This is a genomic window from Flavobacterium facile, from assembly GCF_036321945.1.
Classification (GTDB): Bacteria; Bacteroidota; Bacteroidia; order Flavobacteriales; family Flavobacteriaceae; genus Flavobacterium; species Flavobacterium facile.
In genome coordinates this window covers 274,299-295,252 of sequence record NZ_JAZAYT010000033.1, presented here as the reverse complement: position 1 = coordinate 295,252, position 20,954 = coordinate 274,299, and the positions used below count along the sequence as shown (strand labels likewise).

The window sequence follows — 20,954 nt, the reverse complement described above, 5'->3', positions numbered from 1 at the left end:
AAAAAGGCTACAATTTCTTGCAGCCTTTATATATTATGAATTGATTACTAAACGGAAACCTTCACCATGAATGTTTAAAATTTCCACACGTTCATCTGGTTTTAAATATTTTCTAAGTTTGGCGATGTAAACGTCCATACTTCTTGAAGTAAAGTAATTATCGTCTCTCCAAATTTTTGTTAAAGCCAATTCACGAGGCATTAAATCATTTTCGTGTAAGGCTAACATTTTTAATAATTCAGATTCTTTTGGCGATAATTTAATTGGTTCTTCATTATCGAAAGTTAAGAATCTCAATTTAGAATTCAAATGAAATTTACCGATATTAAACTCGAAAACCGTTGAATCTGGTTTAGACTCTGATGCTTTTCTTTGAATAATAGCTTTGATTTTCATTAATAAAACTTCAGAATCGAATGGTTTATTTAAATAATCATCTGCACCTACTTTATACCCTTTTAAAACATCTTCTTTCAAAGTTTTTGCAGTTAAAAAGATAATTGGCACTTCTGCATTTTTTTCTCTAATTTCTCTAGCTAAAGTATATCCATCTTTATAAGGCATCATCACATCCAAAATACATAAATCGTATGTGTCTTTTTTGAATTTTTCAAAGCCTTCCATTCCGTTTTTAGCCAGTGTAACTTCGAAATCATTTAATGATAAATAATCTCTTAATACTGATCCGAAATTTGGATCATCCTCTACTAATAATATTTTTTTTGCTTCCATATCTTAATTTATTAATGGCAATTTAATTATAAATGTGCTCCCTTTTCCTTTTTCACTTTCCACAAAAACCTCGCCATTATGGTCGTCGATTATTTGTTTTACGTATGCTAATCCTAATCCGTGACCTTTAACGTTGTGTAAGTCGCCGGTGTGTTCTCTAAAAAATTTTTCAAAAACCTTTTTTTGTACGGTTTTTGGCATTCCAATTCCATTATCTTCTATTTTAATAAGAACATAATCTTTTATATTTTCTGTATATACATTAATAACTGGTTTTTCAGCCGAATATTTCATGGCGTTATCCAAAATATTAACCAATACATTGGTAAAATGTACATCATTTAATAGCACCGTTGTTCTTGTAGCATTAAAATGCGTATGAATTTCTCCTTCTCTATCTTCTAAAATTAAACTCACATGATCAATTGCATCTTCAATAAACTCAGTTATTTCTTGTGGTTCTTTATCAATATTTAATTCGTTTCTTTCTAATTTCGAAATTCTAAGAACGTTTTCCACTTGGGCATGCATTCTTTTATTTTCGTCCTTAATCATTTGAAGATATTTTTGAACTTTCTCTTTATCATCAATAATTTTCGGATTCTTAATTGCATCTAAAGCTAAGTTTATAGTAGCTATAGGTGTTTTAAATTCGTGTGTCATGTTATTTATGAAATCTGTTTTAATTTCAGAAATCTGTTTTTGCATGATCAATTGTTTTAATGCACTTGTATATGTTAATAAAATAATTACAACGAATAATAGGGTTAATATTGTCATTGGCAACATGGACGAGAATACAAAATTTGTTTTGTTAGGAAATCTAAGTAACAATTTGTAGTCTGTTTTTCCGTCTGCGTCTAATAATATTGGAACACTATATGTGGTGCATTTATCGTATCTAAATTCTTCCGATTTAACCTTTGTTGCTAATCCATTTTTGTAAACTGCAAATTCATAAGGCGTTTTTAATTCCGATTTATACAATTCAAAATTTAAAACATCATTAACCAACTTAGAAGAAATTCTTTGCTGAATGGGTCTTTTAGATAATACATCTTTTGATAAAAGTTCGAACTGCACTATATCAAAAATAGTTAAGTTTCCTGACTTTTCAATTGTTTCAGTTGGTTTTGAACTTAAATTTGTTCCGCTACCATCTAATGAATTGTCTTTATAAATTTGAGTCTTACGTTTAGCCGAATATTCTTTTATATTTACTCCTTTCAACTTCTTATCAAAGAACGAACCATCTATACCAAAATCTTCAGGAACAATAGCGTTTGTATAAATTAAAATTTCCTTTGAATTCGCGTCTTTTTCGTAATAAAAAAGTTGTTTTAATTGTTCTTGCTGTGGCTCTTTTCCAGTACTATCTTTAAATTTTTCGATAGAAGTTTTAAAATCAAGCATTTCTTTTTTATTCAACTTTTCAGAAACATTGTTTAAAACCACTAAAGCGTGATGTCTAAATTGCTCGTCATTCTTTTGAAAAGAACTATTGATCCAAAATAATTGTACCAATATAATTCCTATCAATGAAATGCTCATTAAAAAAACTAGTATTCTAAACCTCGTTTTATTCATTATTACAAAGTTAAGGGGTAATTGACTAATGTTAAAACAATTAACCAATATTTAACAAATGTGTTAAAATTTAATTTTTATTCAAAATTTCGATTAAATTATCAACTGTTTTATACGTAATATTCAAATTCTCATTTGTAACTACAAATGTTGCTAACTTCATTTTTTCTTCTTCAGGAAGCTGATTATTAATGATTTGAAGAATGTTTTCTCTTGAACTAGCATCTCTTTCTATAACTCTTTTAATTCTTGTTTCAATTGGAGCTGTAACTAAAATTGTAGCATCACAATATTTATGTCCATTGGTTTCAAATAAAATAGCAACTTCTTTAATAACAAATGAAGCTTTTTTGTTTTTTTTTAACCAATTTTCAAAATCTGTCTTCACTTTTGGGTGAATGATTTTATTGAGTTGCTCTAATTTACTTTTATCTTCGAAAACCAATTCACGAATGGCATTTCTATCTAACAATCCATTTTTTAAAATTACATTTTCAGTAAATATAGACTGTACTTCGCGAACCACATTTGCATCGTTCATAATATCTTTAGCTGCTTCATCAGCAATATATACCGGAATTCCTTTTGAAGCGATATATTTAGCCACAGTGGTTTTCCCACTTCCAATTCCGCCAGTAAGTCCAATTATTTTTGTCATCTTATCTTTTAAAAAACATTTTTGGAAAAGCGATTTCAGGTTGTTGTTTTAAAATATGAATTTTAACAAATGAAAGTAGAAACCCTTTCCCATATCCATAAAACTGAATCGCGCCTGCCACAATACTATAAAACGCGATTTCCAATGATTTATTTTGCCATAAAGAAGAAATAAACAATATGGAAAAATAGAAAACATAACAGTATAAAAAATACGGAAAATTAAAAATCGCACATAAAACAGAAAACAAAAATCCTACTAAAAACAAGGTTGGAAACCAAAATGTAATTTTTGTATATTCTGGATACCATGAGTTTAATATGGGTCTAGCTAAGCCGAATTTATTCACTTGAGTATAAAATTTATTCCAATCGATTCTGCGTTTGTGATATACGAAAGCTTTTGAAATTAATTTGGTTTTATAGCCCAATTTCCATAATCGAATAGACAAATCTGGATCTTCACCTGGATGAATATTCCCGAAACCTTTTGATGCCATAAAAGCATTTTTAGACAATCCCATATTAAAACTTCTGGGTTGAAATTTATCTAATTTTTCACTTCCGCCTCTAATTCCACCTGTAGTTAAAAAAGAAGTCATCGTGAAATTTATAGCCTTTTGTATGTTTGAAAAAGAATCTAAAGCGGCGTCAGGACCACCAAAACAATCTACATAATCATTAGATAATTCCTCATGAACCGTTTGTAAATAAGTGGATGGAATAATACAATCCGAATCTAAAATAATAAAATAGTCACCTTTAGCGACATTCATTCCATAATTTCTAGAATCACCAGGACCAGAATTGTTTTTAAAGAAGTAGCTAACATTTAAATCTTTATATTTTTCAATAATATGTTTACATGTTATTGAAGAACCATCTTCAATAATTACAATTTCATAATCGTTAGAATAAGTTTGCTTTGTTAAACTTTCTAACAATTCGTCAATTTCTTCTGGACGGTTATAGATAGGAATAATTAAAGAAAAATGCATATTAAAATTTTATATAAACAAAGATATGTATAAAAACAAAAAAGTCCCGATTTCTCGAGACTTTTAAGCAAAAAATATTTACAAAATTATTCTTTTATAACTTTAATTGTATGAACTGTATCTTCAACAGTAATATTAACAATATAAGCACCTGCAGTTAAAGCAGACATATTAACTTGAACGTCATTAGTATTAGTTTTAGTATTTAAAACTTCTTGACCTAATAAGTTAACAATTCTCACATTACTAATTTCAGTTTTGTATGATAAATTTAATACATCTTTAACTGGATTCGGATAAGCTACAAAAGTAGATTTATCAAATGAATCTGAACTTAAAGCTGATAATACTACTTTGAAATCATCAAAATTGATTCCATTTGGAGCAAAAGTAGGAGCTACTGCATGTACACCAAAAGAATAATCACCAGTTGTACTTGGAGTAAATTCAAAATTATATAATGTCCATGTTGGATTTTGGAAACCAGTTAATGGTGTTCCTAAAGTAGTTGTCATTGCAGCGCTATTTTGCCCTGTTCCAACACCAACTGTAACATTATATCCAACAGTAGCATCAACAGTTCTCATATAATAACTAAATGTATAAGAAGTGGCTGCAGTTAAAGTAAATCTTGGTGTAAATGCCCAACCATCTGTACTCCATGTTCTACCTAAAGAATTTACTCCTGAATTTGCTACTGGAGTTGTTTCGATATTCCAATCACTTGCTGTGTTAGAATACCCCCAACAAGTTGGGAAAATATTATTACCTAAAGCTAAACCTTCAAATCCTTCTGTCCATGGTAATGTAGTAACTGGTACACAAGAAGTAGTGAAAGAAATTGTAGCCCAGTTTCCATAAGTACTACCTGTACATTCAGATCTAACATGTAAATAGTAAACTGTTTGTGGTGATAAACCTGTTGGTTGAACATAAACATTAGCTGTAGTTGCAGTTCCAGAAGCTGGAGGAGTTGCAGAAGTTGTAATTGCATACTGATAACCTACTGCTCCTGTTAGAGACATATCATCCCATGAAGTTTCAACTCCTGTAGCAGTAACGTTTGTAAATGTTAATCCTGTTTGATCAGGACAAGTTGGTGATAATTCTACTCTGAAATCATCAAAATTGATTCCATTTGGAGCACTTGTAGGAGCTACTGCATGCACACCAAAAGAATAATCTCCTGTTGTACCTGGAGTAAATTCAAAATTATATCTTGTCCATGTTGGATTTTGGAAACCAGTTAATGGTGTTCCTAAAGTAGTTGTCATTGCAGCGCTATTTTGCCCTGTACCAACACCAACTGTTACATTATATCCAACAGTAGCATCAACTGTTCTCATGTAATAACTAAATCTGTAAGAAGTACCTGCAGTTAAAGTAAATGATGGTGTAAATGCCCAACCATCTGTACTCCATGTTCTACCTAATGAATTAGCTCCTGTATTTGCTACTGGAGTTGTTTCAATATTCCAAACATCTGTTGTGTTAGAATACCCCCAACAAGTTGGGAAAATATTATTACCTAAAGCTAAACCTTCAAATCCTTCTGTCCATGGTAATGTAACAACTGGTACACATGAAGTAGTGAAAGATATTGTAGCCCAGTTACCATAAGTACTACCAGCACATTCAGATCTTACATGTAAATAGTAAACCGTTTGTGGTAATAAACCTGTTGGTTGAACATAAACATTTGCAGTAGTTGCTGTTCCAGAAGCTGGAGGAGTCGCAGAAGTTGTAATTGCATACTGATAACCTACTGCTCCTGTTAGAGACATATCATCCCATGAAGTTTCAACTCCTGTAGCAGTAACATTTGTAAATGTTAATCCTGTTTGATCTGGACATGTTGGAGCTAATTGTAAAGCATAATCGTCAAAACCAATACCATATGATGAAAATGAAGATGTAGTTCTTCCTTGAGCAATTATGTAAAAATTACCACCAGTATTAAATGTTAACGGAACATCTACTATATAATTATACCATCCAGCAGAAGCAACCGTTGGAGCCTGAGTAATAGGAAGTGGTACATCTAATAATTGTGTTGCACCTGCTAAATTATTAGTAGTGTTTGCATGAAAAGTAATTCTATCAGCAGCTAAACCATTAGCACTTCTATAAATCCAAACATTAATTCTTGCTTGATTTGTTGGATAAGCAGCTAAATCATAAGCTGGACTTATTAATAATGCATCATCATTTCCAACCCAAGATTTACCTGCAAATCTAGTACCCGTTCTTGGAGCAGGTACACCATCATTATCCGTATCAGGAGCCCAATTTGTAGTTCCAGTTATTAAAGCAGTTGTCCAACAGCTTGGATTAGCTACTGCATCAAAACTTTCAACGTGAGGAAGAGTTGTGATAGCTAAACATGATGTTGTAAATGAAATTGTAGCCCAATTACCATAAGTACTTCCAGCACATTCAGATCTAACATGTAAATAGTAAACTGTTTGTGGAGTTAAACCTGTTGGTTGAACATAAACATTAGCATTAGTTGCTGTTCCAGAAGCTGGAGGAGTCGCAGAAGTTGTAATTGCATACTGATAACCTACTACTCCAGATAGAGACAAATCATCCCATGAAGTTTCAACACCTGTAGCAGTAACATTTGTAAATGTTAATCCTGTTTGATCAGCACAAACTGGAATTGCTTCCCAACGTACATTATCAATTAAAACACTATTTGCTGGTACACCAGTGTGCCTGAAAGCTATATAATCCGAATAAGTACCTGCAGGAGGCGAAAATTGAAAATTAGCATATGTTAAACTCGAAGCTGTAAAACTTGTTAAAGAAACAAAACTTGAAGCATTAGATATATCCGTTAAATATCCGAATTCGATAACCCCGCCAACTGTACCGCTAGCTCTCATATCAAAAACGATTCTATTTGTTCCTGCTCCTAAATTAGAGACTGGTTGCATAGATAATATTCCCTTATTAACAGCAGAAGTCCCTGCCATATTCAATGTATTTGGAACAGAACTTGCATTAGCAGTTTGTGTAATTACAGTTCCAGTTGTACCAACTTTAGTCCAACAAGAAGGCAAAGCAGGTGCAGTAACACCACCAAAATTTTGAGTAAAACTAGTTACAGAACTACAAGGAGTTAAAAATGAATATGTACTCCAAGAACTAAAAACGCCACCACAGTTAGATCTAACAAAAACATAATAAACTGTTTGTGGTAATAATAAAGTAATTGGTTCTGAAATATTAGTTGTAGGTGTCCCTGAACCAGCAGGAGTAACATTAGATGTAGATACAACATATTCATACCCAGTTGAAGGAGAAGGAACAGCTGCGTTCCAACTTAATGTTGCAGTACTAGTTGTTAAATTTGAAGCAATTATTCCACCTGGAGCTGAACATGCTGGTGGTGCAAATCTATACATTTTATTAGCCACATTTGTTACTGCAGCAACTGCATGATTAGCTGTAGCATTAGAAGAAGTTCCTGGTGCACCTGGTGTTACACTTTGAAAACCAGAAACATCACTTAAACATATTGTAGCTGATAAAGTACCAGCTGTAGCCATCGTACCATAATGAAATTCAACTACATTTGTTGTTTCGTATAATTTTATTTGATAATTCGCTAAATTCGTTGCGCTTGTTGCACCACTACCACCAATATTAACAGCGTTATAATCAACAGTTAATACTTGATTTGGTGATACTCCAGATAAACTATAAGTAATTGCACCTGTATTTCTATGATTATCATCCCACATTGGAGCAATAATTGGTCTATGCGTTGCTGCAATAAAATTAGCAGCACTATTAGAAAAAGTGCTGGCTGGCATTGCATTTCCTAATCTAATCCATCCATTAGTTGTTGCGCTAAAAGTTGTAAAATTAGTCCCTCCAAATGTAAAGGTAAATCCGATTGGAAGCCCATCTTGAGAACTATCATCTCCAGTTGCGGTAATGTTAGTTCCTCCCAAAGCAGCATAAGTGCTAACTCCTTCGGTGAAACTATACGCTCCTACCTGTGCTGACATTTGCCAACACGTAAATAAGGCAAATAACCATAAAGTAATTTTTTTCATTGTATAAAATTTAATGTTTAGTAACCGTAAATAAACAAAAAAATAATTAATTCATAATATAATTAACTTTTTTACCGACGAAATGCAGATAATATCGATATAAAACAAAAAAAATCCCGCAAAGCGGGATTTTATAACATTTAAACAAACTTATGTTATACTATACTTGGTACAAATACCATTTCTGATGTTTCTGCTTGATAATCAACACCATTAAAACCGAATCCAAATAAATTTAGAAAATCTTGTTTATAACCTGCTAAATCACCTATTTCTGAAAGATTTTCAGTAGTTGCAATTTCCCATAATTTAGAAACTTGCGCTTGTACGTCATCACGCATTTCCCAATCATCAATTCTAACTCTTCCTTTATCGTCAGTTGGAATAGTATTTCCACTGTATAATCTGTCAGCATACAAACGTTGTATTTGTTCAATACATCCTTCATGAATTCCGTCTTCTTTCATAGTTTTATATAACAATGAAATATATAATGGAATTACTGGAATGGCTGAACTTGCTTGAGTAACTAAAGCTTTATTTACAGAAACATATGCTTTACAATTTACACTTTCTAATTGTTTTGTAATTTCGAAAGCAGTTGCTTCTAAATGATCTTTTGCACGACCAATTGTTCCTTTTCTATAAACTGGTTCTGTAACTTCTGGTCCGATATAAGAATAGGCTAAAGTCATCGCATCATTTGCTAAAACTCCAGCATCATTTAAAGCATTCATCCACATTGACCAATCTTCACCTCCCATTACCACAACGGTATTATCAATATCTTCTTGATTAGCCGGTTCAATAGAGACTTCAGTTACATTTCCTGTATGAAAATCAACTGTTTTGTTTGTAAATTTTCCACCAATTGGTTTTAATGTTGAACGATGTAAAACTCCTGTTGTTGGATGCATACGCACCGGAGAAGCTAAACTATAAATTACTAAATCAACTTTACCTAAATCTTTTTTGATTAAATCAATTGTTTGTTGTTTTATTTCATTTGAAAAAGCATCGCCATTTATACTTTTTGCATATAAACCCACTTTTTCTGCTTCTATTTCTAATGCTGCAGAATTATAATAACCTGGCGTAGCCGTTTTTCCTTCACTTGGTTCTTTTTCGAAGAAAACACCAATTGTAGAGGCATCACAACCAAATGCACTTGTAATCCTTGAAGCTAAACCAAAACCTGTTGAAGCACCAATTACTAAAACTTTTTTTGCTCCATCGATTTTTCCTTTTGATTTTACATATTCAATTTGATTTTTTACATTTTGCGCACAACCTTCTGGGTGAGCTGTTAAACATATAAATCCGCGCATTCTTGGTTCTATAATCATAATTTTATATTTTATTGTTGTTGTATTTTATTTTTAAATGTGATACAAAAGTATAAATTTTAATTTAATAATGTTTTAGCGTGTGTCAATGCCGAATCTGTAATTTGCTTTCCTGATAACATTTCAGCAATTTCAACTATTCTTTCTTCGTTATTTAATCTTACAATTTTTGAAATCGTGTTTTCTGCGATAGTTTCTTTTGAAACTTTATATTGCGCATTTCCTTTTGAAGCAATTTGTGGTAAATGGGTAATGGCAAAAACTTGTCGGTTCGCACTCATTTTACTCATTATTTCGCCCATTTTTAATGCGATTTCTCCTGAAACTCCTGTATCAATTTCATCAAATAAAATGGTTGGTAATTGAGAAAAATCAGCTAAAACAGATTTTATTGCCAACATGATTCTTGACATCTCTCCACCAGAGGCTACTTTCTTAAACGATCCTAAACTCGTACCTTTATTAGCAGAAAATAATAATTCTAATTCGTCTTTTCCGTTAGATAAAAACTGATTAGAAGGAGTTAGCTCCATTTTGAATTGAGAATCTGGCATTCCTAATTGGAACAAAATAGAAGAAATTTTATCTATAAAAATTGGAATGGCTTTACTCCTATTTTCTGTAATCTTTTTAGCAATTGCATTTAAATCTGCTGTTTTTGCACTTAAATACGTATTTAATTTATTAATTTTCTCATCTAAATTATCCACTAAAAGCACTTTTTCATCCAATTGATTTCTAATTTCAATTAAATCTTCAATGCTTGAAACTTGGTGTTTCTTTTGTAAATCGTAAATAGTTTGTAATCTTCCAGAGATAAATTCTAATCGTTCTGGATTGTAAACGTTTTTCTCTGCTAAATTGAAACTTGTATCTGCAATATCCTCTAATTCAATTAATGACGAATTTAATCTTTCGTATAATTCCGAATAAGAAGTTGAAAAAGCAGCAATTTTGTGCATAGCATTTTTACACTCTTTCAAAGCATTTATAAATCCGAATTGTTCTTCATTAGCACTTGAAACCAATTTACTTAACGTTTCACTAATTAATTCCGAGTTGTTTAAACTTAATAATTCTTCTTCTAAATCTGCTTGTTCATTTGGTTGTAAACCCACTTGAATTAATTCATTTAACAAATATGAATTATATTCTTGAGCACTAAATAACGTATTTTTATCTGCAATTGCTTGTTCTAATTCTTTTGATTTTTGTTTGAAATCTGACAATAAAATCGAAAATTCTTTTAGATTTTCAGAATTGGAACCAATCGCATCTAAAATAGAAATCTGGTAATTTTGTTGTTCTAATTCACGCGTTTGATGTTGTGAATGTATGTCGATAAGATTTTCTGCTAAAACTTGTAGCTCAGATAAATTAACTGGAGTATCATTAATGAAAGCACGTGATTTACCAGAAGGCAGAATTTCTCTTCTAATTATAGTAGTATTTTCGTAATCTAAGTCGTTGGCTTCAAAAAGAGGCTTTAAATTGTATTTTGAAACTTCAAAACTGGCTTCCACCACGCATTTTTTTTCTTTATCTTTAAGAGAAGACAAATCGGCACGATTACCCATTATTAATCCTAAAGCACCTAATAATATAGATTTTCCCGCACCCGTTTCTCCAGTAATGGTAGCAAACTGATTGGTAAAATTAATATTAAGCTGTTCTATTAAAGCGTAATTTTGAACTGATAAAGATAAAAGCATATTATCTTATTTTATTCCATTTAGAAGAATTTAACGGAGAAATTGTTGCTAAATTATCTTTTACTTTTGAAACATCGATAACTGGTCCTCCAGTAAAAATATTGACAATTTCATCTGTTTTGGCATCAAAAAAAGTTCTGGCTAATAGTGAATTTGGTCTCACGTTATGAAGTTTAAGCAAGGTTTCAATGGAATTGATTATTTCTAATTTACCGGTTTTTAAATCGTCAGCCATTTTATCTAAACCATTAATATGATATTGATACAAAGTTTCTCTGTAGCCATCAAAAGTATTAGATATTAAATCTGAAATTAAATTATATCTGGTTGTTTTTTTACCTGTTTGCACCCAACCTGAAAAACCGCTTGACTGTGCAACATTAGCAATATTTAAAGCACTTTCTAAAAACTCTGAACCTCCTTTATCTGAAAAAGTATCGGCATCTGAAGCTAAAACAATATTTGCATAAAATGACAAAACTGATACTAAATTAGAAGTAAATGAATTTTGATCGTAAACTAGATTTTCAAATTCGATATATTTAAAACTTATGTCTTTGTCGTTAATATTTAAAATTGGTGTGGTATAAGTTGTATTAAAAACAGGTCTTGTTGAATTGACTTGTAAAGTGACTTCAAAATTATTAGCTTCAAATTTATTAATAATAAAGAAAAAAGAACAATTTACTTTTTCAATTAGTTTTGTTTCTTTATCAGTGAATTTGGTGTTATTTAAGAAATCAAAAACTTGTTTTTCTAAATTCTTAAATATCTGTTTATTGACATTAGTTACCTGATCTGAATTTATAGAAACCACAGCTTTTAATTCTTGTGAAGAAGCGCAAAAAGCACTCAGAACAAAAAGTAATAAAAATTTAATTCGCATATTTTTTCACAATTAGGTTAACAATATCTTCAGCAACTAATTCTTTAGATTTTAAAGGATTTTCAAATATATTAAAATCTTTATCAATAAAAGTAACTTTATTGGTTGGCTTTCCAAACCCTGCACCTTTATCATTTAATGAATTCAAAACAATTAAGTCTAAATTCTTTTTTTCAATTTTATTTTTTGCATTTTCTACCTCATTCTCAGTCTCTAAAGCAAAACCAATCAAAAATTGATTCTTTTTAATTTGACCTAAAGATAATAAAATATCTCTATTCTTTTCCAATTCTATAGTAAACGTAGCTTCGCTCTTTTTTATTTTCTGAGTTGCCACATTTTTTGGTTTATAATCCGCAACAGCTGCTGCTGCAACGGCGACATCCACATGATCAAAATATTGATGACAAACGTCATACATTTCGTCAGCTGAAGTTACTCGTATCAAATTTACCAAACTGTGTTTCATTTGCAAATGCGTTGGTCCGGAAACCAAAACTACTTCAGCACCCAAATTGGCAGCTGCAATTGCAATATCAAATCCCATTTTTCCAGAAGAGTGATTTCCTATAAAACGAACAGGATCAATAGCTTCATAAGTAGGACCTGCGGTTATTAAGACTTTTTTACCTTTTAACGGCAATTTACTTTCTAAATCCTTTTCAATAAATTGAATGATATTTTCTGGCTCAGCCATTCTTCCTTCTCCGCTTAAACCACTTGCTAATTCGCCACTTTCAGCAGGAATTATTGTGTTTCCGAAACTCTGTAATTTATCGAAATTAATTTTTGTAGTTGGATGAATGTACATATCTAAATCCATTGCTGGAGCAAAATACACTGGGCATTTGGCAGATAAATAGGTTGCCATAAGTAAATTATCACAAGTACCAGAAGCCATTTTAGACAAGGTATTTGCTGTTGCTGGAGCAATAAGCATATAGTCGGCCCAAAGTGCTAATTCTACGTGGTTATTCCAGGTAGCATTTTCTTGATCTTCGTTATAAAACGTACTATAAACTGGATTTTTTGAAAGTGTAGATAATGTTAACGGTGTAACAAAATCAATAGAAGCAGGTGTCATGACAACTTGTACATGTGCACCTGCTTTTATAAGAAGTCTTACTAATGAGGCTGTTTTATATGCTGCAATTCCGCCAGAAATACCTAGCAAAACATTTTTACCGTTTAAAACAGACATCAATATAAGTTTAAATTATTTAGTATCTCTATGATAAATTTTATCTTCTAACCATTCTTGTACGGCTAAAGCATGAGGTTTAGGTAATTTTTCGTAATATTTAGAAACTTCAATTTGTTCTTTATTTTCGAAAACTTCCTCTAAACTATCATTATAAGTAGCAAATTCGTCTAACTTATCTAATAATTCTTTTTTAATTTCAGAATTAATTTGATTCGCTCTTCTTGCTATTATAGTAATTGCTTCATATACATTTCCAGTCGGTTCTTCAATTACACTTTTATTGTAAGTTATTGTGTTTACTGGAGCATTTGTTTTCTTTAAATCCATAATAATGATTAATTTGTATATTGTTTCAATTCTTTATCTACTGTTTCAAGCATTTTGTTAGATTTCTCTAAATACTTGGTATCTGCTTTAAATTTAACTAAATTTTGATAATATGTTTTAGCTGTAGTTAATCTTTCTTCTTTCTTAGCTGGAATACTATTTATTGCTAATTTATACATAGAATCGTATTTGTAAAACAAAGCGTCTTCTTTATATTTTGACCCTGGATAATTAAAAACAAAATTATCTAATGCTTTAATTGCTGCATTGTAATCTTTTGTATATTCTCCAACTGTATTGTATTGTCTTGCGATTTCAAAAGCTTTTAACTCTAATTTATCTGTTAATACTTTAACAATCTCATTAGCTTTAGGCAAATATTGAGAATTTGGATATTTGTTTACAAAAATTTGAATTTTGCTTAATGCTTTATCTGTATCTACTTGATCTAAACTATAAATTGGTGAAACTTTACTATAGCTTTCTGCAGCTAAAAAAGAAGCTTCTTCTGCATTAACACTTTTTGGATAGCTACTTGCAAAACTTTCAAATTGATAGGCCGCTGTAATGTATTGTTTTGTAGCATATAAAGCCTTTGCGTAATTTAAAAAAGCGCTTTCTCCTTGAGGTTTTCCTCTATAAGATGTAGCATATTGCTCGAATAATCTAATTGCTTTTGAATACTTTTTCTTCGCAATTTGTTCAGTAAAAACTTTTGTTTTGAATTCAACATCATCTGATTTTAAAGCCTTTTGATACTGACTACATGATGATAATGTTAGAACCGCTAAAAGTATATATAAAAATTTGTTCATATTTATTGTTACGTTATGCCTTTTGCGCACTTTGAAAAAGCAACTGCAAAGGTAGATATATTTTTATGTTTTACAAAAAAGATTTTTAACCTAAATTTTTAATGAAATTTGACAATCTTCCAGATAAGTTTTCATCAACAGTTACTAACGGTAAACGTACCGTGTTTTCTGATAAACCTAAGTGTTTAAAGACTTCTTTGATACCTGCTGGATTTCCTTGTTCGAAAATCATATCAATTGAATCAGCTAATTTGTAATGAATTTTATATGCTTCTGTTACTTTTTTGTTTAATCCTAAACGAACCATTTCTGAAAATTCTTTCGGAAAACCTTCACCAATTACAGAAATAACTCCTGCTCCACCAGCTAAAACCATTGGTAAAGTAATCATATCATCTCCAGAAATTACTAAAAATCCTTCTGGTTTAGTTTGAATTAATTTCATAGCCTGAACAATATCTCCAGCCGCTTCTTTAATTCCTATAATATTTTTAAAATCGTTTGCTAATCTTACAACCGTACTTGGCAACATATTACTAGCCGTTCTTCCAGGAACATTGTATACAATAATTGAAATTGGAGACGCTTCTGAAACTGCCTTAAAATGTTGATAAATTCCTTCTTGAGTTGGTTTGTTGTAGTAAGGAGAAACGGATAAAATAGCTGCGAATCTTGACAAATCTCTTGTTTTTAATTCTTCAACTACTTTTGCTGTATTATTTCCACCAACACCTAAAACCATTGGTACTCTACCATTATTAGCAGCAACAATTGTTTCAATTACTACTTCTTTTTCTTCTGCATTAAGCGTTGCGCTTTCTGCTGTTGTTCCTAATATTACTAAATATTCTACTCCGCCTTCGATAACGAAGTTTGTAATTTTAGCTAAAGCTTCTGTATCAACAGAAAAATCTTTTTTAAAAGGGGTAACCAACGCTACTCCTGTTCCGATTAATGATTGCATGTTATATTTTTTTTAGTATTTTTAAATATTTAAATAATTCTGAAATAAATTCCGTGTGATTTTCTGCTACTGTATTTATTGATAAATGATTGATTCTTTTATCAATGGTTTGAAAACCTACTTTAAATTTGGCTTTTGAACTTTTAGTAACCAATAATAATGTTGGTTTTTGAACGTCGTAATAACTAATTAACATATCAAAATGTTGGTCGGTAAAATTAGTAACTCTTTCGCTCTTAAACAACCCACCAAACGTAATATCTTTCCTGAAAAAATAATCAAATTTTTCCAATAATGTTTTCTTATTCTTATTTACAAAAGATAAAATTTCAATGTTTTCTTTCGCAATTCCGTGCTTCTCAATTTCTTTTATTAAATCTTCCTGATTCGTAAAATAATTTCCATCAATTAAAACACCGACTTTTACAATTTTGTCAGAAGACACTTGCAGTTGATAGTTTATTAACTTTTTATTTACTTTTCTTTTAAGAAAAAAATCCTTTATTATTTTAGAAATCATTGTAACTTTACTTCCTTTACAAAATTAAAGTAATCTATTGGAATATATGACATTCAAAAGTAAAAATACTAATCTTCTTTACACAATTTTTGTTACAACTTTAACATTAATAAGTTTAACATCTTGCAAAACAAAAGCATACAACAATTATTTAGTTGAAGGAAAAAAGATTGAAATCAACAAAAATTATGCTGCTAATGAGCGTTTTGAATCTTACATTGCACCTTACAGAAGCCACATTAACAAAGATTTAGATAGTATTATCTCCTATTGTCCAGAAACTTTAGACAAAAGTAAAGGAGAATGGCAAACCAATATTGGGAATTTTATGGCAGATGCTTGTATGGAAATGGCCAATCCTGTTTTTATGAAGCAACAAAACAAGCAAATTGACATTATTCTTTTAAATAGCGGTGGAATTCGATCTATAATTCCAAAAGGAAATATTACAAAAAGAAATGCTTTTGAGGTTATGCCTTTTGAAAACAGTTTAATTGTAATTGCCTTAAAAGGTGAACAAATTAAAGCTTTGGCACAACATATAATTACAGAGAAAAAGCCTCATCCTTTAAATGGTCTAAAAATCAAATTAAATAGCCAAAATGTAATTACAAATATTCTTTTCAAAGAGCAACCTATCGACGATAATAAGATTTATTTTGTTGCAACTTCAGATTATTTAGCCAATGGTGGTGACAACATGACCTTTTTCCTTAAAAATGAAGGGACATATGATTTGAATTATAAAATAAGAAATGTGTTAATCGATTATTTCTACAAACACAAAACCATTGAAGCATCAATCTCACCAAGAATAATCAAAGAATAATACGGAACAAATGAAAAGAAGAACTTTTATAAAAAATACAGCAGCAACTACTGCATTAGTTACTCTTAGTGGCGTTTCTTTATCAAGTTTCACAACAATTAAAGAGCGTAAGATTACAATTTTACATACGAATGATGTTCACAGTCATATAGATCCATTTCCTGAAAATCACCCTAAAAACCCAGCCATGGGAGGAGTATCAAGACGTGCCAGTTTGATTGAACAAATTCGAAAAGAAGAATGCAATGTGCTTTTACTAGATGCAGGCGACATTTTTCAAGGAACTCCATATTTCAATTATTATGGTGGTGAATTAGAATTCAAACTAATGAGTATGATGAAATATGATTTGGCGACAATGGGTAATCATGATTTCGATAATGGAATTGATGGTTTTTATGCGCAATTGCCTCATGCTAATTTTGAATTTGTATCTGCAAATTACGATTTTAAAAACACGGAATTAAACGGAATTGTAAAACCGTATAAAATTTTCATAAAAGAAGGAATTAAAATCGGCGTTTTTGGTTTAGGCGTTCAATTAGAAGGTTTGGTAGACAAAAAACTATATAAAGAAACCGTTTACAATAATCCGATTGAAGTAGCAACAGACATCTCAAAACAATTAAAAGAAGTTGAAAAATGTGATTTAATTATCTGTTTATCACATTTAGGTTTCGATTATAAAAATGAACCTGAAAAGCCTTCGGATATAAAACTAGCCGCTTCTACTAAAGATATTGATTTAATTATTGGTGGACATACTCATACGTTTTTAGACAAACCAATTATAAAAACCAATAAAATTGGTAAACAGGTAGTTGTAAATCAAGTTGGTGCTTATGGCATAAATTTAGGAAGAATAGATTTCTATTTAAGCAATGATGAAAAATACATTAGCCAAGAAAAAAACATTATTGTTCAATAATATTTTTTTCTCTTTTTAATAAATATTTTAATAAAAAATAGTAAACAGGAACTTCAACAATAAAAATTAGAAATTTGAAAGCAACATGACCGTTGTAATAATGATGTATTGAAAAACATAATTCAGATAAAAACAGAGAAAGTAAAGCTAAAAAAAAATACTTTGTCTGTTTTGACTTTTGTTGAATAAAATTAAAAGTACTAATTAAGAACAAAAGTAAAAAAACTATCATATATTCAAATACCATAAACTTTTCTCCTGCTTTTTCTTTTGGATTATAAAAACTGAACCAATACAATAAAGTTGTTATAATTACACCTAATAAAACATACACCAAATTTCTTTTAAAAAATTTATTACTATTAATAAACTTATTATCTAACAAAGCATAATACAATAAAATAAACACGCTAAACATGTAAATCATTGTAGCGTAAACATATAAAGTTCTCATTTCAAGCAAAGTCGAATTGTCCGAAATAAAAATTAATAATAATAATAATAATAATAAAATACTTATTAAGTTTCGCTTACTGTTTTTATTAGTAACATATAAAAATGCAATAATTGGAATAATTAATGGCTTAACAAGTAAAGCATAATCTTTCATCTCCAATACTCTATCAAAAAATAGATATAAAAAATAAAAGATAAAATAGGCTATTAGAGGGATTACTTCTAAATCGCGTCTTAATAAACTCTGAATGTTTTTTTTCATTATTTACCTTTAGCTTTAATTAAAGAGAAAGTTACAAAAAAATAATATGACAACAATTGACTTATTACATTTACAGATTTAAACACCCAATTATATTCTACTTTAACAATGAAAATATAAAACATATCAGAAAGTATAAAAGCAATGACTGTCATAACCAAAAAAAGGTTTGAAACGGAATGCTCTAAAAGATATAATGCTATTGCAAAAAAACCTAAAAGCAATAAAACAAATCCATAAGTGTCTAACAATATTTTTTCAAATAATGATTCAGTCTCCAAAATCGACATAATACTTACATACAAAAAGACTAAAAACAGCAATACAAAAACTACTAAAACATTAATTTTATTATAACCTTTACTTTTCAAAAGTGGAATCAAATCCCTAACAACAAAATACAATAATATTAAATAAGGAATTAAAAAAAAACATACTGAATTAACATAATAGTTTTTTTCATCATTTAAAACCAGCATTTCTCCAATATAATAAAATATAAAACTGACAATAACTCTGTTTTGATATTTATCTTTTGCCTTTTTAATGTAAAAAAAAAGTAAAATAGGTAAAAACAAAGGCTTAACAAGAATTTCTAAACTATCTAATTGCAATAGTGCAGAAAAAAAATATAAAATACAAACTACGATAAAAGTATATAAAATTGTTTTTTTACTCATTAATCATTTTTTGAAATTGATATTCGTCAATTATTTGAATTTTAAGTTGATTGGCTTTTTCTAACTTGGCTGGACCCATATTTGCACCAGCAATAACATAATTTGTTTTGGCTGAAATGGAACTTCCTACTTTTCCACCATTATCTTCAATTGCTTTTTTCAGATCATCTCGAGAATAGACTTCAAAAACACCTGAAACTACAAATGTTTTACCTTCTAAAACATTAGAAACAGAGGTTGAAATTTCATTTAATTCAAATTGAACTCCAACTTCTTTTAATCTTTTAATTATAATAACATTTTCTGAATTTTGGAAAAAATCCATAACACTTTGTGCAATTCTTTCGCCAATTTCATCAACTGTTACTAAATCTAGTAAATCAGCTTTAGCTAATTTATCAATATTTTTGTAATGTTTGGCTAATTTTTTCGCAACCGTTTCACCAACATATCGAATTCCTAACGCATATAAAACTCTATCAAAAGTAATCTCTTTAGACTTATCAATACCAAAAACCAGATTATCTGCAGATTTATCAGCCATTCTTTCTAAAACAATAACTTGTTCTTTTTTCAAATCGTATAAATCGGCATAATTATGAACCAAACCTGCATTGAAAAGCAACGCAACTGTTTCGCCACCTAAACCTTCAATATCCATTGCTTTTCTACTAATAAAATGCTGAATTCTACCAATAATTTGTGGCGGACAACCGTAAAAGTTTGGACAATAATGATTGGCTTCACCTTCACTTCTTGTCAATTCCGTGTTACATTCGGGACAATTTGTGATGTAAACTGTTGGATTTTCTTGATTTCCTCTGTTCGCTACACCAATTATTTTTGGAATAATTTCTCCACCTTTTTCTACAAAAACTTCATCGTTGACACGAATATCTAATTTTGCAATTTGATCTGCATTGTGCAAAGAAGCTCGTTTTACAATAGTTCCCGCTAATTGCACAGGTTCTAAATTCGCTACTGGAGTTATCGCACCAGTTCGTCCAACTTGATACGAAATCGATTGCAAAATCGTACTCACCTGCTCTGCTTTGAACTTATAAGCCATTGCCCAACGAGGCGATTTTGCGGTATATCCTAATTCTTCCTGGTAATGAATGTTGTTGATTTTAACCACAACACCATCCGTTTCATAAGGCAAATTATGCCGATTTTTGTCCCAATTTTCGATAAACTCAAAAACTTCATCGATATTTCTTGCTAACTTACTCTGAGTTGGTACTTTAAATCCTAATTTTCGAGACAATTCTAAACCTTCATATTGCGATGCGATTGGCAAATTATTTCCAATCATACCATATAATAAGCATTCTAAAGGACGTTTGGCAACTTCTGCACTATCTTGTAATTTTAAACTTCCAGAAGCGGTGTTTCTTGGATTTGAATACGGAGTTTCACCTATTTCAATTAAATCTTGGTTCATTTTTTCGAAACCTGCAAATGGTAAAATAATTTCACCACGAATATCAAATTTATCAGGAAAACCAGCATTTAATTGCAATGGAACTGATTTAATTGTTTTAATATTATTCGTAACGTCGTCACCTTTAAAACCATCACCACGTGTAACGGCTTTAACTAATTTTCCATTTTCGTAAGTAATACTTATAGAAGCGCCATCATATTTTAATTCGCAAGTAAATTCTAAAGGCACATCGCCTAGGATTTTCTGACAACGTGTTTGCCAATCTAGCAAATCTTCTTTTGAATACGAATTATCCAAAGAAAACATTCTGTATTCGTGCTCAACAGTATTGAAGTTTTTTGTTATTGTTCCTCCGACACGTTGCGTTGGTGAATTTTCATCAAAAAATTGTGGATTTACAGCTTCAAGATCTTGTAATTGTTTCAATTTAGTATCGAAATCGAAATCTGAAATTGTCGGATTATCTAATACATAATAATTATGGTTATGTAAATTTAATTCTGTTCTTAATGATTGAATTGTTTCTAAAACAGTCAT

The 20,954-nt window shown here is 30.3% G+C and carries 18 protein-coding genes; 2 read left to right on the top strand and 16 right to left on the bottom strand.

Annotation, left to right across the window (positions count from 1 at the left end):
* Positions 1–33 precede the first annotated feature (33 nt).
* From UEQ13_RS10410 to UEQ13_RS10350, 13 genes are all read right to left on the bottom strand, one after another.
* Positions 34–732 (bottom strand): response regulator transcription factor, encoded by a 699-nt coding sequence (locus UEQ13_RS10410; protein ID WP_329806286.1) that lies wholly within the window; start codon positions 730–732, stop codon positions 34–36.
* 3 nt (positions 733–735) lie between these two features.
* Complete coding sequence (locus tag UEQ13_RS10405; RefSeq protein ID WP_329806285.1) at positions 736–2,319, bottom strand: sensor histidine kinase; 1,584 nt, start codon at positions 2,317–2,319, stop codon at positions 736–738.
* 70 nt (positions 2,320–2,389) lie between these two features.
* Positions 2,390–2,977 carry a dephospho-CoA kinase gene (gene coaE / locus UEQ13_RS10400; protein ID WP_329806284.1) on the bottom strand — a complete coding sequence of 196 codons (588 nt, stop codon included), beginning with the start codon at positions 2,975–2,977 and terminating at the stop codon, positions 2,390–2,392.
* A gap of 1 nt (position 2,978) precedes the next feature.
* Positions 2,979–3,974 (bottom strand): glycosyltransferase, encoded by a 996-nt coding sequence (locus tag UEQ13_RS10395; RefSeq protein ID WP_329806283.1) that lies wholly within the window; start codon positions 3,972–3,974, stop codon positions 2,979–2,981.
* Positions 3,975–4,060: 86 nt separating this feature from the next.
* Positions 4,061–8,041: a T9SS-dependent choice-of-anchor J family protein gene (locus tag UEQ13_RS10390; protein ID WP_329806282.1), complete on the bottom strand. Its 3,981-nt coding sequence runs from the start codon at positions 8,039–8,041 to the stop codon at positions 4,061–4,063.
* A 155-nt stretch (positions 8,042–8,196) separates the two neighbouring features.
* Positions 8,197–9,387 carry an enoyl-ACP reductase FabV gene (gene fabV / locus UEQ13_RS10385; RefSeq protein WP_329806281.1) on the bottom strand — a complete coding sequence of 397 codons (1,191 nt, stop codon included), beginning with the start codon at positions 9,385–9,387 and terminating at the stop codon, positions 8,197–8,199.
* A gap of 59 nt (positions 9,388–9,446) precedes the next feature.
* Entirely contained in the window at positions 9,447–11,099 is a 1,653-nt protein-coding gene (gene recN / locus UEQ13_RS10380; RefSeq protein WP_329806280.1) for a DNA repair protein RecN, read from the bottom strand.
* Position 11,100: 1 nt separating this feature from the next.
* Positions 11,101–11,985, bottom strand: a complete 885-nt coding sequence (gene porD / locus UEQ13_RS10375; protein WP_329806279.1) for a type IX secretion system protein PorD — start codon at positions 11,983–11,985, stop codon at positions 11,101–11,103.
* Positions 11,975–13,186: a bifunctional phosphopantothenoylcysteine decarboxylase/phosphopantothenate--cysteine ligase CoaBC gene (coaBC, locus tag UEQ13_RS10370; RefSeq protein ID WP_329806278.1), complete on the bottom strand. Its 1,212-nt coding sequence runs from the start codon at positions 13,184–13,186 to the stop codon at positions 11,975–11,977. Before coaBC ends, porD begins: the two co-directional genes overlap by 11 nt.
* Positions 13,187–13,201: 15 nt before the next feature.
* Positions 13,202–13,516 (bottom strand): DNA-directed RNA polymerase subunit omega, encoded by a 315-nt coding sequence (locus UEQ13_RS10365; protein ID WP_091312562.1) that lies wholly within the window; start codon positions 13,514–13,516, stop codon positions 13,202–13,204.
* A gap of 8 nt (positions 13,517–13,524) precedes the next feature.
* Entirely contained in the window at positions 13,525–14,331 is an 807-nt protein-coding gene (locus tag UEQ13_RS10360; protein ID WP_329806277.1) for an outer membrane protein assembly factor BamD, read from the bottom strand.
* 85 nt (positions 14,332–14,416) lie between these two features.
* Entirely contained in the window at positions 14,417–15,295 is an 879-nt protein-coding gene (gene dapA, locus UEQ13_RS10355) for a 4-hydroxy-tetrahydrodipicolinate synthase (protein WP_329806276.1), read from the bottom strand.
* A 1-nt stretch (position 15,296) separates the two neighbouring features.
* On the bottom strand, positions 15,297–15,815 hold the full coding sequence (locus UEQ13_RS10350; RefSeq protein WP_407934656.1) for a DUF6913 domain-containing protein: 519 nt from the start codon (positions 15,813–15,815) through the stop codon (positions 15,297–15,299).
* A gap of 46 nt (positions 15,816–15,861) precedes the next feature.
* On the opposite strand from UEQ13_RS10350, the gene UEQ13_RS10345 reads away from it, so the two are divergent.
* Together UEQ13_RS10345 and UEQ13_RS10340 are read left to right on the top strand one after the other, a co-directional pair.
* Entirely contained in the window at positions 15,862–16,644 is a 783-nt protein-coding gene (locus UEQ13_RS10345; protein WP_329806274.1) for a 5'-nucleotidase, read from the top strand.
* A gap of 10 nt (positions 16,645–16,654) precedes the next feature.
* Positions 16,655–17,572 (top strand): bifunctional metallophosphatase/5'-nucleotidase, encoded by a 918-nt coding sequence (locus UEQ13_RS10340; protein WP_329806273.1) that lies wholly within the window; start codon positions 16,655–16,657, stop codon positions 17,570–17,572.
* Here UEQ13_RS10340 and UEQ13_RS10335 read toward each other — a convergent pair.
* Genes UEQ13_RS10335 through ligA form a run of 3 tightly spaced genes read right to left on the bottom strand, consistent with a single transcriptional unit; the run spans position 17,559 to position 20,954 of the window.
* A complete protein-coding gene (locus tag UEQ13_RS10335; RefSeq protein WP_329806272.1) occupies positions 17,559–18,290 on the bottom strand; it encodes a hypothetical protein in 732 nt (243 codons plus the stop codon). The two genes, UEQ13_RS10340 and UEQ13_RS10335, sit on opposite strands and share 14 nt — an antisense overlap.
* A complete protein-coding gene (locus UEQ13_RS10330) occupies positions 18,290–18,970 on the bottom strand; it encodes a lysoplasmalogenase family protein (protein ID WP_329806271.1) in 681 nt (226 codons plus the stop codon). The genes UEQ13_RS10335 and UEQ13_RS10330 overlap by 1 nt, the downstream gene beginning before the upstream one ends.
* Complete coding sequence (gene ligA, locus UEQ13_RS10325) at positions 18,963–20,954, bottom strand: NAD-dependent DNA ligase LigA (RefSeq protein ID WP_329806270.1); 1,992 nt, start codon at positions 20,952–20,954, stop codon at positions 18,963–18,965. The genes UEQ13_RS10330 and ligA overlap by 8 nt, the downstream gene beginning before the upstream one ends.

Bases quoted from the DNA above. Each gene is read 5' to 3' on its own strand.
- UEQ13_RS10340 (WP_329806273.1), top strand. From the start codon at position 16,655: ATGAAAAGAAGAACTTTTATAAAAAATACAGCAGCAACTACTGCATTA.
- UEQ13_RS10395 (WP_329806283.1), bottom strand. From the start codon at position 3,974: ATGCATTTTTCTTTAATTATTCCTATCTATAACCGTCCAGAAGAAATT.
- UEQ13_RS10390 (WP_329806282.1), bottom strand. From the start codon at position 8,041: ATGAAAAAAATTACTTTATGGTTATTTGCCTTATTTACGTGTTGGCAA.
- UEQ13_RS10330 (WP_329806271.1), bottom strand. From the start codon at position 18,970: ATGAGTAAAAAAACAATTTTATATACTTTTATCGTAGTTTGTATTTTA.
- ligA (WP_329806270.1), bottom strand. From the start codon at position 20,954: ATGACTGTTTTAGAAACAATTCAATCATTAAGAACAGAATTAAATTTA.
- fabV (WP_329806281.1), bottom strand. From the start codon at position 9,387: ATGATTATAGAACCAAGAATGCGCGGATTTATATGTTTAACAGCTCAC.
- UEQ13_RS10365 (WP_091312562.1), bottom strand. From the start codon at position 13,516: ATGGATTTAAAGAAAACAAATGCTCCAGTAAACACAATAACTTACAAT.
- coaE (WP_329806284.1), bottom strand. From the start codon at position 2,977: ATGACAAAAATAATTGGACTTACTGGCGGAATTGGAAGTGGGAAAACC.
- UEQ13_RS10360 (WP_329806277.1), bottom strand. From the start codon at position 14,331: ATGAACAAATTTTTATATATACTTTTAGCGGTTCTAACATTATCATCA.
- UEQ13_RS10405 (WP_329806285.1), bottom strand. From the start codon at position 2,319: ATGAATAAAACGAGGTTTAGAATACTAGTTTTTTTAATGAGCATTTCA.
- UEQ13_RS10410 (WP_329806286.1), bottom strand. From the start codon at position 732: ATGGAAGCAAAAAAAATATTATTAGTAGAGGATGATCCAAATTTCGGA.
- porD (WP_329806279.1), bottom strand. From the start codon at position 11,985: ATGCGAATTAAATTTTTATTACTTTTTGTTCTGAGTGCTTTTTGCGCT.
- coaBC (WP_329806278.1), bottom strand. From the start codon at position 13,186: ATGTCTGTTTTAAACGGTAAAAATGTTTTGCTAGGTATTTCTGGCGGA.
- UEQ13_RS10335 (WP_329806272.1), bottom strand. From the start codon at position 18,290: ATGAAAAAAAACATTCAGAGTTTATTAAGACGCGATTTAGAAGTAATC.
- recN (WP_329806280.1), bottom strand. From the start codon at position 11,099: ATGCTTTTATCTTTATCAGTTCAAAATTACGCTTTAATAGAACAGCTT.
- UEQ13_RS10345 (WP_329806274.1), top strand. From the start codon at position 15,862: ATGACATTCAAAAGTAAAAATACTAATCTTCTTTACACAATTTTTGTT.
- UEQ13_RS10350 (WP_407934656.1), bottom strand. From the start codon at position 15,815: ATGATTTCTAAAATAATAAAGGATTTTTTTCTTAAAAGAAAAGTAAAT.
- dapA (WP_329806276.1), bottom strand. From the start codon at position 15,295: ATGCAATCATTAATCGGAACAGGAGTAGCGTTGGTTACCCCTTTTAAA.